Origin of the sequence: Oceanihabitans sp. 2_MG-2023, from assembly GCF_030547245.1 — a bacterium.
GTDB lineage: Bacteria > Bacteroidota > Bacteroidia > Flavobacteriales > Flavobacteriaceae > Oceanihabitans.
The window spans coordinates 364,062-377,688 of sequence record NZ_JAUOQT010000003.1 but is presented as its reverse complement, the minus strand read 5'-3'; the positions used below and the strand labels follow the sequence as shown (position 1 = coordinate 377,688).

The following is a 13,627-nucleotide window of genomic DNA, read 5'->3' as shown; positions in this document are numbered from 1 at the left end:
TTATCTGTTGGTTGAATGAAACGGTCTTTTCGTCAATTGAAAACAACTATTGCTTGAATCTATTTATGTAGTCTTTGTATTACAATCTATTTTGCAGTTGCTATTATTCAGTTATTAATTAATCGTCAGTAAAATAACAGCTTTTTTTCTGGCGATTTTTTTAATGTTAATACAATACAATTTAAAAAATAACCTTTTTATTATGAAAAAAATACTACTATTATTTGCTGTATTTATTTTTAATGCAGTGCAAGCACAAACGGTAATAATTCCCAATGGAGATTTTTCTCAGGGTATTTTTAATTGGACTGTAACTGGAAATAATTTAAGTCTAGCAACTATTGGTTCTGCGCCTGATGAATACCTAAGAATTATTAATTCTGGGGTTACAAACCAGATTTTCACTCTAAAATCATCAAATTTTTCATTATTAACTAACGAAATATATAATCTGGATTTAATCTATGCGCATTACTTTATTGCATTAGGCCCAATGGGTCAGGGGGTTTCTTACTCTGATAGGTCACTAGTTAGTTCAATAATATTAAAGGATATAAATAACAATATTATTAAAGATTTTGATTTGTCAGCATGTGATGATGGTGATTTGATGTATGAAACTAATTATGAATTATATGATCAAAATTGCAACTCTAGTACGTTTAATGTGAGTAATTCGGGGTCTTATTATATAGAAGTTATAGGTAGCTTAGATCAAACATTTCAACATCCATGGTCTGATGAATATGATGCTGATGTTTTTAAATTCAAGAAAATTGAACTTGTTAAAAATCAAGATCCAAGTATAATTACTGGAACAGTAAATTATGATAACGGAAATAACAATTGTGCATCAGGTTCTGTACCATTAGATAATATTCTAATTAAAACTACAGGTACCAGTAATACATATTATGCATCTACCAATTCTAATGGAGATTATGCCTTTGCTTTTAATGGTAATGGAAATGTTACTACAGAGGTTTGTACACAAGGGTTAACATCTTTGCCAATTAACCATGTTAATACTTTTGTTAGTGGCGTTCCATCGACAGTTTCAAATCAAGATTTTTGTGCTACTTCTGCAATAGTAGGGAATGATTTAAGTATTTTTCTAATACCAACTTCAGAGGCAAGACCAGGTTTTTCATCTAGTTATAGACTGCAATATACAAATACAGGTAGCACAATATTAAGCGGTGTTGTGGATTTAAATTACGATAATTCAAGCGTTACTTATTTAAATGCAACTTCAACTCCAGATGTAACAACAATAAGTTCTTTAAGTTGGAATTTCATAAATCTTGCGCCTTTTGAAACAAGAACAATAGATGTTACTTTTAATATTTTTACACCTCCAACAGTAAATAATGGTGATATTTTAGAATATACAGCTTCGATTACTCCAATAGCTGGAGATGATACACCAACAAATAATACTTATACCTTTAATCAAATTACTATCGGGTCATATGATCCTAATGATGTAACAATTCTAGAAGGTCCTTTAATTTCTGAAACTCAAGCTGATGATTATTTGGGTGTAATTATTAGGTTTCAAAATACAGGAACCGCATCTGCTATTAATATTACTGTAGAAAATACTTTAGATGCGTTTTTAGATTGGAGTACGTTTCAGCCAATAGCAGCAAGCCATAATTATAATACAATTATTAGTAATGGAAATGAAATCAATTTTGTTTTTAACAACATTAACCTAGCAGATAGTACAACGGATGAGCCAGGAAGTCATGGTTGGGTTTTTTACAGAATAAAGCCTAAAAGCACCTTTGTTATAGGAGATATTATTTCTAACAAAGCAGATATTTATTTTGATTATAACTTACCAATTATAACAAATACAGCAACAACGCAGATAGAAGCTACGCTTTCTATACATGAAATTGATGCTAGCGAAAGTTTATTTACTGTTTTTCCGAATCCTACAAAAACTAAAATTACAGTTTCCATCGAAATAGAAGGAACCTATAATATGGTTTCTGTAAATGGTCAAGTGGTAAAACAAGGACTACTTCAAAAAGGAGAGAATACCTTAAACACTTCCAATTTATCTAATGGTTTATACTTTTTACAAGTAGAAACAGTAGAAGGTGTAACCACCAAAAAGATAGTGAAGCAATAACGAATTTTATTATAAAATTATCTGTTGGTTGCATGAAAAGCTCTTTTCATTAAATCAAAACCTCTTTTCGTGGAATCAAGTAATGTAGTCTTTGTATTACAATCTATTTTGCAGTTGCTATTAATTAAATATCCCTAATCGTCAGTAAAATAACAGCCTTTTTTGCTGGCGATTTTTTTTATCCTGTACATCAACAAATTCTAATTAAACAATTATGAAAACAAAATTACTTTTATTTCTTTTTTTAAGCTGTGCCTTTTTTGGATATGCACAACAAACCTACGTGCCAGACGATAATTTTGAAAACTACCTAGAGACACACGATGCTAGTGGTAATGTTGTAGCAGTTGGTGCAACAAATAGTATGGGTAATGGTGTTGCAAATGATGATTATGTAACTACTGCTAATATTAATACAACAACATCTTTAGATGTAAACTCGCTAAATATTGCAGATTTAACAGGTATTGAAGACTTTGCAGCTTTAACTCGGTTAACGTGTTATAACAATCAATTAACCCAATTAGATGTATCTGCAAATACTGCTTTAACTCGGTTAACGTGTTATAACAATCAATTAACCCAATTAGATGTATCTGCAAATACTGCTTTAACTAATTTGTTATGCTCTGGCAATCAATTAACCCAATTAGATGCTACTGCAAACACTGCTTTACAATCTTTATGGTGTCATGATAATCAATTAACGAGTTTAGATATTTCTACCAATACTACCTTAACAAATTTACGTTGCGATAATAATCGATTAACCCAATTAGATGTATCTGCAAATACTGCTTTAACTGATTTGATATGCTCTGCCAATCAATTAACCCAATTAGATGTCTCTCATAATTCATCCCTTACTATTCTCAATCTTCGTAATAATCAACTAACAAGTTTAGACCTTACACATAATGGAAACTTAACGCATCTATTTACTTTATATAATCCAATAACAAGTTTAGACGTGACACAAAATCTAGCTTTAAATGTACTTAATGTAATTGGTAATCAATTGACAAGTTTGGACGTGAGTTTAAACACAAATTTAACTTTTCTTTATTGTGAAAATAATCTATTAACTGTTCTAAATGTGAAAAACGGAAACAATACTAATTTTACTGTATTTTCTTCACTCAATAACCCAAACTTAACCTGTATAGAAGTAGATGATGCAACTTGGAGTACAACAAACTGGACAAATGTAGATTCTTGGGCAAGTTTTAGCGAAAACTGCCATTATGCAGAAACCTACGTGCCAGATGATAATTTTGAAAACTACCTAGAAACCCACGATGCTAGTGGTAATGTTGTAGCAATTGGCGCAACAAATAGTATGGGTAATGGTATTGCCAATGATGATTATGTTACTACTGCTAATATTAATTTGGTAACGAGTCTAGATGTAAACAATCAAAATATTGCAGACTTAATAGGAATTGAAGATTTTACTTCTTTAGAAAATTTAAATTGTGGAGATAATACACTTGCTAATGTAGATTTAAGTCAAAACCTTGCTTTAGTTGAATTAGACATTAGCGTAAACTTTCTGGTTAATTTAGATTTAAGCTCTAATACATTATTAGCAATTCTAAATTGTAGTGAAAATGGGATACAAAGCTTAGATTTATCATTGCACTCTGGCTTAGTAGAATTAGACTGTAGCGATAACGGGTTAATTAATTTAAATGTTAAAAATGGCAATAATTACAATGTAGGTGATTTTGTTGCTACCCAAAACCAAAACCTATTGTGCATTGAGGTGGATGATACTGCATATTCTACTACTAATTGGACAGATGTAGATACGCAAACTAGTTTTAGCGAAAACTGTGCGACATTAGGTTTAACCTACGTACCAGATGATAATTTTGAAAACTACCTAGAAACCCACGATGCTAGTGGTAATGTTGTAGCAATTGGCGCAACAAATAGTATGGGTAATGGTGTTACCAATGATGATTATGTTACTACTGCTAATATTAATTTGGTAACGAGTCTAGATGTAAATAGTTTGAGCATTTCAGATCTAACAGGAATTGAAGATTTTCTTGCTTTAGAGGATTTGAGATTTTATAATAATCAGGTGGCAAGTGTAGATTTTTCTATGAACAGTAACTTAGAATTTTTATATTTTGACAATAATAATATAACAACCATAGATTTTACTAGCAATCCTTCTTTAACACATGTTATTGCTAGAAGTAATCAAATAATTAGCATGGATTTATCAAGTAATAGTATGTTAGAAGTGTTAAATGTATATGATAATAATTTAAATACACTTTCACTAGGTTCAAAACCTTCTTTAACTGCTATAGATTGTAGCTTTAATAATTTATCTATTCTAAATGTTACGCAAAGTCCCATATTAGAGGCGCTTTTTTGTAATAATAATCAATTAACTAATTTAGATGTTTCTAACAATGCGGTTTTAGTTTCATTACGATGCGATAATAACCTATTAACATCTTTAAATGCAAAAAACGGAAATAATATAAATTTCATATATTTTGATAGCACAGACAATCCAAATTTAACGTGTATTGAGGTTGATGATGCCGCTTGGAGTACAGTAAACTGGACGAATAAAGACGCAACATCAACGTATGTCAATAACCAAACAGAATGTGCTACGCTTTCAAATACAGCGTTTGAACAAGTTGGTTTTAACGTGTTCCCAAATCCTGTAAATAATAGTCTAACCGTATCCATACAAGAAGATGCTAGCTATAGCTTAATAACCGTAAATGGTCAAGTTATTAAACAAGGACTACTTCAAAAAGGAGAGAATACCTTAAACACTTCCAATTTATCTAATGGTTTATACTTTTTACAAGTAGAAACAGTAGAAGGTGTAACCACCAAAAAGATAGTGAAGCAATAACGAATTTTATTATAAAATTATCTGTTGGTTGCATGAAAAGCTCTTTTCATTAAATCAAAACCTCTTTTCATGGAATCAAGTAATGTAGTCTTTGTATTACAATCTATTTTGCAGTTGCTATTAATTAAATATCCCTAGTCGTCAGTAAAATAACAGCCTTTTTTGCTGGCGATTTTTTTTTTTAGATAAAGGGTAACATTTTGAATCGTTTTTGGATATAGAGATAGAAAGCGAATAAAACCAAGCTTTTTTTAAAATTTAAAATTTAACAATTATGAAGAAATTACTACTATTACTTACAATTTTTATTACCAGTGTAACACAATCGCAAAACGTTCTAATTCCTAATGGAGGTTTTAGTGATGCTCTAGATATTGGTTTTTGGTCTGTTGCTTCGTCAACCGCAACCAAATCTTGGTTTAATGGTGGATGCCAATCTATGTTTGTAGATAATTTAGGTAATCCTGCAACCACTGTAACGTCTTCCGTTTTTAGTGTTGGGTTATCTGGGGATTACGAGTTGGAATTAGAATATGCAGTTATCTATACAGGAACTGCTGCTATATTTGAGTTAGTAGATTCTAATAGTGCAGTTATAAGTGCTACATCTATAAATACGGTTACTGGTACTTGTACCGGTTGGCCAAGTCCTAAACATAGTACGTTAGTATTTGCTAATTTGGCTGCTGGAAATTACCAATTACGCATAACAATACCTTCTAGTCAGTTTTTTCTAGATGGTGTAGAATTAGGAGTTCATAACCCTATTACTGTAAGCGGTAGTGTTAATGCAACTGGTTGCTCTAATGCCAATATGTTGAATAATTTTCCAATTAAAATTACAGATTTAAGTGATAATGCAACAGCATATACTTCTACCATTAATGGGGTTTATAATTTTATACTACCAAATACTACAGGTAATTTTTTAATAGAACCTGTTAATAACGGAAATATAGTTGCCACACCAAATGGTATTAATTTAACTATAAACTCTTCATCTACGTCATATTTAAATAACGATTTTTGTTTTACAAGTAATATTTCGGGAGTTGAAGTAGAAGCTCAATTGGTTAGTCAAAATTTAGCTAGACCAGGATTTGTTGCTTCTTATGACATAATTTATGGAAATAATGGAAATATTACAACAGGAGCAGAGACTATTGTTTTAAATTTTGACAGTTCTAAACTAACGTATGTTGCTAATTCGGCATCAGTAGTACCTGCAAGTGTGACTAGTAATTCTATTACTTGGAACTATACAAATCTTACCTCTTTAGAGTTTAGGAATATTACATTTTCATTTAACGTATTAGCTCCTCCTACAGTAAGCGGAGGAGACGTTTTAAGTTTTACTGGAAATATAACACCAATTGCAGATGTAGATCCATCTAATAATACTATAAACTTAAATCAAGTGGTTGTAAATGCTTACGATCCTAACGATGTGTTGTGTATGGAAGGAGATGAAATCATTCCAACTCAAATAGGAGATGACTTAACCTATAGAATTCGTTTTCAAAATACAGGAACAGCAGCTGCTGTAAATATTTCGGTTAAAACAGATTTAGATGCAGATTTAGATTGGGCAACGTTTCAGCCAATTTCAGCTTCGCACGCTTATACAACGTCTGTTGTTAATGGAAATGAGCTAACGTATACTTTTAATAATATAAACTTAGACGATGCAACAACTAACGAACCAGGAAGTCATGGTTGGATTTTTTATAAAATAAAACCTAAAAACACAGTCGTTGTTGGTGATAGTTTTGATGCTACTGCAGATATTTATTTTGATTTTAATCCTGCTGTAGTGACTAATACGTATACTACAACTGTAGTGTCTCCTCCTTTAACCTACGTGCCTGATAATGGTTTTGAAACACGATTAATAGAATTAGGTCATGATTCTGGACCTTTAGATGATTATGTGCCAACAGCAAATATAGATGCATTAACCACTTTAGATCTAGAAGATCAAGGTATTGTTGATATGACAGGAATAGAAGATTTTGTAGCATTAGAGTTTTTGTATTGCCATACCAATTCTATTGCTACTTTAGATGTGTCTACCAATATAAATTTAACAACTTTACTTTGTAGTAATAATTCACTAACTACTTTAGATGTTACACAAAACCCAAACTTAACCTATTTAGGATGTAGTCAAAATCAGATTTCTAGTTTAACTATTAATAATTCAAATCTATTGACAGAATTGTTGATTAATGATAATCAATTAACAAGTTTTAATGCTTCTGGTTTTTCTAGTTTAATTGACTTTAGGTCGGGAGACAACCTGTTAACCTCTTTAAATATTAAAAATGGCAATAATACTAGTATTATTCATTTTGAAGCAGGAAATAACCCAAATTTAACGTGTATTGAGGTTGATGATGCTGCTTGGAGTACAACAAACTGGACCAATGTAGATGTGCAAACTGGTTTTAATGAAGATTGCGCTACAACAAGTTATGATGGTTATGAACCTAATGAAGATTTTGCAACAGCTGTAAATATTCCATTTTGTAATACTTATAATCCTAATATTGGAGGGCCAGGAGATGTGGATTTCTTTACATTTCCTCTAGAATCAAATATTAACACAGAAATTATAATAGATAATATTCCAGTAGGCTTAACGTATAAAGTAACTTTTTTCGATAATAATCAAATACAATCTGGCTCAGCATTTTTTATAACCAGTTCCAGTCCTTTAACAAGATACTTTTATTCCTCATTGAACACCTTTTTTTATGTTAAAATAGAAAGTAACAATGCGAACTACAGTGTGCTTCCTTATCGAATAGTTGTATCTAATCCAAATTGTAGTTTAAGTGTTTCTGAAGTATTTAAAAGTAGTTTTAATGCTTTTCCTAATCCTGTAAATAATAGTCTAACCGTATCCATACAAGAAGATACTAGTTATAGCTTAATAACCGTAAATGGTCAAGTTATTAAAAATGGACAGCTTCAAAAAGGAGAGAATACTTTAAACACTTCTAATCTATCTAATGGTTTATACTTTTTACAAGTACGAACGAAGGAAGGTGTTTCCTCTAAAAAAATTATTAAGCAATAAAACAATAGATGAACTTTTTTTTAAATAATAAAAAAAGAATCCATTAAGGGGTAACAATTTCTGTCTTGTTTTGATATAAGGGAAATGAATAACAAATTTAAAACAAATTAAAAATTATGAAAACAACGATCAAAACACTTTGCCTGCTATTTTTAACATTAGTATTGTTTAACTGCGATAATGATGATGGAGACGCTGATAATCAAGATGATTGTAATTTTGCAGGATTTACTTTTTTAGACATCTCAGATAGTACACAAACATTAATTCCTGAATCTGATTTAACCACAGATTTCTATTACACATCTTCTAATGGACCAGAAGTAGAAATATTTAAAACTATTGATCCTGCAAATTTTTGGTTTGTAACACAAGTTGTAACACCTGGAACAGGAGGTGGTCAATTAAGTGTTAATGGTACTATTTATAATGTAAATGTTACTTGTCAAAGAGCTGGAAATGCAGTAAATGAAGAGTTTAGATATGATATTACTGCGTCTGGTTTAGAAGCAGAGTATTGTGTATTGATTGATTTATACCATTAATAAAACTAAATTAATTATTGAGAATATCAAGGTGTATAAAACTTTGATAATAATGATTAATCTTAAATACCTGAACAGACTTAACTATTTATGAAATATCTATTTTAGTATCAGGTCTAGAAATTATTTTTTAAAGCACCAAATAAATATTTACTATGAAAACAATAAAAACACTATTACTACTACTTGCAATTTCAATTTTTAGTTGCGATAATAATGACGATGCGCAAACAGATCCAGCTAATCCTACAGATGGGTTTACACATAACGGAACATTTTACGAAACACCAAATGCTTATTTTGAAATAGATGAAGATGATGATAATGGTGATGGAATACCCGATCATTATAATTTTTTCTTCCTCGATGCACGTATGGCAGATGGAGATGTTAGTGCAGGCGCACCAGTAGACGCAAATGAGTATGTGTTTTCATTTAGTCTTAGTAATTTTGTTTTTTTTAGCTTAAGGCCTGATAATAATTCAAGTCTAGGAAATTCTGCTCCAACAGCAGGAAATACGTATAATGGAGATACTTTCCATACAACATTAAATCCCACACCAGATACTGTAATCGTAGAAGATTATATTGGATCTGTTCAATCTTTATCTACGCCTTATTTTATTAATGGATTGGAGTATGGAAATCCTACAATAGACGATTCAACAAATATGCAAGGATCACTTAGTTCTACTCCTACATTAACCATTAATGCAATTAATATAGATTCATCAAACCCATCTTTAAGTACTATTGATGTTGATTATTTTTATGTGAATGCTGTAGGTGAAACATTTACAGGGCATTACGAAGGTACATTAGGTGTAATATTTGATTAATATGAAAAAACAACTTATGTATCTAGTCCTTTGTATTGGCTTACTTGTTTTTAATTGTAAAGATGAAAACAAAACAGAAGCATTGGTAAACGAAACAGAAATTGAAACTAAAAAAGAAGTAGTTAAACTGTTAAGTGAAGAAGAGAGAATGGAAATAGTAGAATACTATTTAAAAAACTACAGTAATAATCCTGTAGCGTTTAAGGAAATAGTTTTTTTAAACGACTCCTTAAGCCAAGTGAAAGTTATTTTAAATAAAAAATTTAAAGCTACACAAACGTTCAAGTTTTCGGATGCATTTCGATTTTATAATGCAAACAAGAAGTAATAACGATACTTTTAAATATAGAAATGTAATTGTTTTATAACATAACTTATTTAGAATTTAAATCCATTACTTTTGTAATACATCAAAAAATAGATTATTGAAACTTAAAAAAAGCCATATCACAATTTTATCTCTTTTGATATGGCGTTTTTTTTCAGAGTTTTCTATTTTATTTATTAAGTCAGAAAGAATAGCAAAACAGAAATTTTTCTTAATATTTCTATTTTTCTCATTTACTATTTCATTTTCGCAACAATACACCAACTATTCTACAAAAGATGGTTTACCTAGTAATCATGTGTATACCATTACGCAAGATGCTAAAGGGTTTATATGGTTTTTAACAGATAAGGGCATGGTAAAGTATAATGGGGAAACCTTTAAAACCTTTACAACTAAAAATGGTTTGCCTAATAATGATGTTTGGGAAGCTTACCCAACACCAGATGGAAAAATTTGGTACATGTCTAAATCTACTAAATTGGGTTATATAGAAAATGATACGGTTATCTCTTTTCCTAATAACAATAAAGATGAGATTATCAATCCTTTATACACCTCTCGAGTTGGAGATTCCATATATCCTACTGGACCTAGAAAAACATTTACTTTAAAAGATGGTACATGGTATGGAGAGTCAAATGAGTATATAGAAGGTACAACAGATTGGGTTAAAATTAGGCATAAAGACTTTCGGTTTATGTCTTTTAATCGAAATCGAGAAATACTAAATATTTATAAAGAAGACTTCGTAAAATCAGATAGTATTCTAGCGGATAATATTTATGGAAAAATAGGAATAAGAGGTCAGATTAATGATAGTTTATTTTATTGGTCTAGTAATGCTTCGTATTCCATACTTAATTTAAATACACTAGAGTTTAAACAATATAATATAAAAGAAAGTAATGGTAATAGCATAACTACATATTCAAAAATCAATAGTATTAATAATTCGTTTCAAATTTCAGTAGATGGTTATGTGGCTAAACTAGATAAAGATTTTAAAATATCTAATCCGTTATATTTTCCTCAAAATTTACAGTCTCACTTTGGGTTTGTCGATAAATCAAATACGGTTTGGTTAGCTACTTTTAATAATGGGGTTTATAAATTACCTTATGTAAAAAGAGAAGTTAAATATAGATTGCTAAACGAAAAAGTACAAAGCTTTAATATTATAGATAATAATTTGATTGTTGGTGTATATAAAAAAGGGTTCTATACTTACAATGCAAAAGAAAAATCATTTCAACAGATTATTGAAAGTAACGATTATATTTTTGGAGCTAGCGAAGTTAAGCCTTTAAATACCAGTTTTTATGCATTCAAGCACGCTTTACAAAAAGAGGTAAATAAAAAAATAGAAACAATAAATCTTTCAGGGGTATTAAATGAAAAGGTTGCTTCAAATGAGGTTGCACGTAAATTAGTCTATTTTAAAGGGAAGTTATATGGGAATTTTTCGTTTGGAATACATAGGCTAAATCCTGATCCTTTAAAAATTGAAAACAAGTATACCCAAAAAGGATGTAATGATATTATTCGTTTTAACAACCAACTTTTAGTTGCTACTACCAATGGTTTAAAAGAAATAAAAAAGGACACGTTAGTGCCCGTTACTTTTAAAAACAAAGCCTTAAAAAAATCAATATTAAGCTTAAATGTAATTGATGATACGCATTTATTAATTAATACAGACGGTTTTGGTTCATATATAACAGATATGCAATCTATAAAACCTTTGCAACAAACAGCATTTTTAATTGTTGAAGAAGCTTTTATTGAAGATAATGCATTATGGTTAGCAACGAACTCTGGTGTGTTAAAATTTGAAGCAGATAATGGTAGCTATAATTTAAGTAAAACATATACCACTAGTGATGGTTTACCAACAAACCATATTAACACCATTTATGTAAATAATGAAAGCCTAATAGTAGGTACTAATAATGGTATTGCAATTGTACCAAAACACCAAGAAAATATTTCGCAAGTAGTAGATGTGTATATTGATAAAGCGAGTTATAACAATCAAGATATTTCCGCAAGCAATTCAGTATTTAAATACAAAAGCAATAATAGTCTAAATGTTAAAATATCTAATATTGATTTTTCAGATAAAGAAGCCGACTTCACTTATAATTACAAATTAGAACCTATTAATAAAGATTGGGTAACAACAACAACTAATAATTTTAGTTTTAATAACATACAACCAGGAGAATACACATTATATATTACTGCAAAGACCATAAAAAAACAACTAAGCTTTACTATAAAACCATTATGGTGGCAAACATTTTGGTTTAAAATTTTAATAGGGTTATTAGGCATTTTTTTAGTCGCTTTTATATCTAGGTTTTTTGTGAGACGTTCTCAATTTAAAAAAAATCAAAAAATATTTGAAGATAAACGCTTGTCCGAATTACAACTTAAAGCATTACGATCTCAAATGAATCCGCATTTTGTATTCAATTCTCTTTCTGCAATACAGTATTATATTGGGGAAAATGATTTTGAGTCTTCAGAAACGTATTTGGTGAAATTCTCAAAGCTTATTCGTCAATTTTTTGAACTATCAAAAGAAAATGAAATCTCATTAGAAACAGAAATCACTTTGCTTAATAACTATTTAGAAATTGAAAAACTTCGTTTTAAAGATAAGCTGAACTTTACTATTCATGTAGATGTTAATTTAGTTACCGAAACTACAAAAATACCAACCATGCTATTGCAACCAATAGTAGAAAATGCTGTAAATCATGGTGTTTTTAATAAAATGGAAAATGGAATAGTAATATTAAATTTTATTTATATCGACGCACAATCATTTAAAGTAGAAATTATAGATGATGGAGTAGGTTTTATAAATACAAAAAAGCGAAAAAATAAAAGTGTTAAATCTTCTATTGTTTTAAAAGATAGATTACATTTTTTAAACCATTCAGGAAAGTGGGAAATAAGTCATACAGAAGAAGAAGTATATCCACACAAAAAAGATAAAGGAAATAAATCTGTATTTTTAATTAAGAAAAAATAAGAATGAATAGTATTACCGCCATTTTGGTAGATGATGAAATTTCAAACCTAAAAGGATTGCAACGAAAGCTTGAAAATTTGTTTCCTAAAATTCAAATTTCTGGTGCATTTCAAAAGCCAGAAGATGCTATACAAGCAATTCAGCAACAAGAACCTAATATTCTATTTTTAGATATTGAAATGCCTAGAATGAATGGCTTTGAATTACTTTCTAAACTAAATGAAATTAATTTTCAAGTAATTTTTGTAACTGCTTATAACGCATATGCTCTTAAAGCTTTTAAAAAAAATGCAGTAGATTATGTTTTAAAACCGATAGATAATGAGGATTTAGTAACAGCTGTAAATAAAGCATTTGAGATTATTAAATTAAAAAACGAAAGTGAAAGTAATTTAAAAATTGTAAGCTTATTAGAAGAAAGTATTTCTAAAAACAACAAGATTATTGTACCTACACAAAAAGGAATTTCTTTTATACCACAAGATGAGGTTTTGCATCTAGAAGGCTATGAAGGGTATACTAAAATCCACTTAATACATAACACTACAATAATAAGTTCCTATAATTTAGGTAAGTTTGAAAAATTACTGAACACCAATTTTTTTAAATGCCATAAATCCCATATTATAAACCTTGAGAAAGTGCGTCACTTTGAAAATGAAGGCTATATAGTATTAGATAATAACTACCGTGTACCAATATCTAAAACCAATAAAAAAGCTTTTTTAAGTTTGTTTAGTTAAGCATTTTGTATCTA

At 29.6% G+C, this 13,627-nt stretch carries 8 protein-coding genes; all 8 read left to right on the top strand.

What is annotated here, in order from left to right; genetic code table 11:
• The first annotated feature begins 202 nt into the window (after positions 1–202).
• The 8 genes from Q4512_RS08370 to Q4512_RS08335 all read left to right on the top strand — a co-directional run bounded on the left by Q4512_RS08370 (position 203) and on the right by Q4512_RS08335 (position 13,613).
• Positions 203–2,143 (top strand): T9SS type A sorting domain-containing protein, encoded by a 1,941-nt coding sequence (locus Q4512_RS08370; RefSeq protein ID WP_303423829.1) that lies wholly within the window; start codon positions 203–205, stop codon positions 2,141–2,143.
• 214 nt (positions 2,144–2,357) lie between these two features.
• The gene (locus Q4512_RS08365) at positions 2,358–5,033 is read left to right on the top strand and encodes a T9SS type A sorting domain-containing protein (protein WP_303423828.1); all 2,676 of its coding nucleotides are present in this window, start codon (positions 2,358–2,360) and stop codon (positions 5,031–5,033) included.
• A gap of 274 nt (positions 5,034–5,307) precedes the next feature.
• On the top strand, positions 5,308–8,115 hold the full coding sequence (locus Q4512_RS08360; protein WP_303423827.1) for a T9SS type A sorting domain-containing protein: 2,808 nt from the start codon (positions 5,308–5,310) through the stop codon (positions 8,113–8,115).
• 116 nt (positions 8,116–8,231) lie between these two features.
• On the top strand, positions 8,232–8,660 hold the full coding sequence (locus Q4512_RS08355; RefSeq protein ID WP_303423826.1) for a hypothetical protein: 429 nt from the start codon (positions 8,232–8,234) through the stop codon (positions 8,658–8,660).
• Positions 8,661–8,815: 155 nt separating this feature from the next.
• Positions 8,816–9,499: a hypothetical protein gene (locus Q4512_RS08350; RefSeq protein WP_303423825.1), complete on the top strand. Its 684-nt coding sequence runs from the start codon at positions 8,816–8,818 to the stop codon at positions 9,497–9,499.
• A 1-nt stretch (position 9,500) separates the two neighbouring features.
• Positions 9,501–9,827 carry a hypothetical protein gene (locus Q4512_RS08345; protein ID WP_303423824.1) on the top strand — a complete coding sequence of 109 codons (327 nt, stop codon included), beginning with the start codon at positions 9,501–9,503 and terminating at the stop codon, positions 9,825–9,827.
• 97 nt (positions 9,828–9,924) lie between these two features.
• Positions 9,925–12,870 (top strand): sensor histidine kinase, encoded by a 2,946-nt coding sequence (locus Q4512_RS08340; protein WP_303423823.1) that lies wholly within the window; start codon positions 9,925–9,927, stop codon positions 12,868–12,870.
• A 2-nt stretch (positions 12,871–12,872) separates the two neighbouring features.
• Entirely contained in the window at positions 12,873–13,613 is a 741-nt protein-coding gene (locus tag Q4512_RS08335; protein WP_303423822.1) for a LytTR family DNA-binding domain-containing protein, read from the top strand.
• The last annotated feature ends 14 nt before the right edge of the window (positions 13,614–13,627 follow it).

Coding starts and splice junctions, on each gene's coding strand:
- Q4512_RS08370 (WP_303423829.1), top strand. CDS start 203: ATGAAAAAAATACTACTATTATTTGCTGTATTTATTTTTAATGCAGTG.
- Q4512_RS08365 (WP_303423828.1), top strand. CDS start 2,358: ATGAAAACAAAATTACTTTTATTTCTTTTTTTAAGCTGTGCCTTTTTT.
- Q4512_RS08360 (WP_303423827.1), top strand. CDS start 5,308: ATGAAGAAATTACTACTATTACTTACAATTTTTATTACCAGTGTAACA.
- Q4512_RS08355 (WP_303423826.1), top strand. CDS start 8,232: ATGAAAACAACGATCAAAACACTTTGCCTGCTATTTTTAACATTAGTA.
- Q4512_RS08350 (WP_303423825.1), top strand. CDS start 8,816: ATGAAAACAATAAAAACACTATTACTACTACTTGCAATTTCAATTTTT.
- Q4512_RS08345 (WP_303423824.1), top strand. CDS start 9,501: ATGAAAAAACAACTTATGTATCTAGTCCTTTGTATTGGCTTACTTGTT.
- Q4512_RS08335 (WP_303423822.1), top strand. CDS start 12,873: ATGAATAGTATTACCGCCATTTTGGTAGATGATGAAATTTCAAACCTA.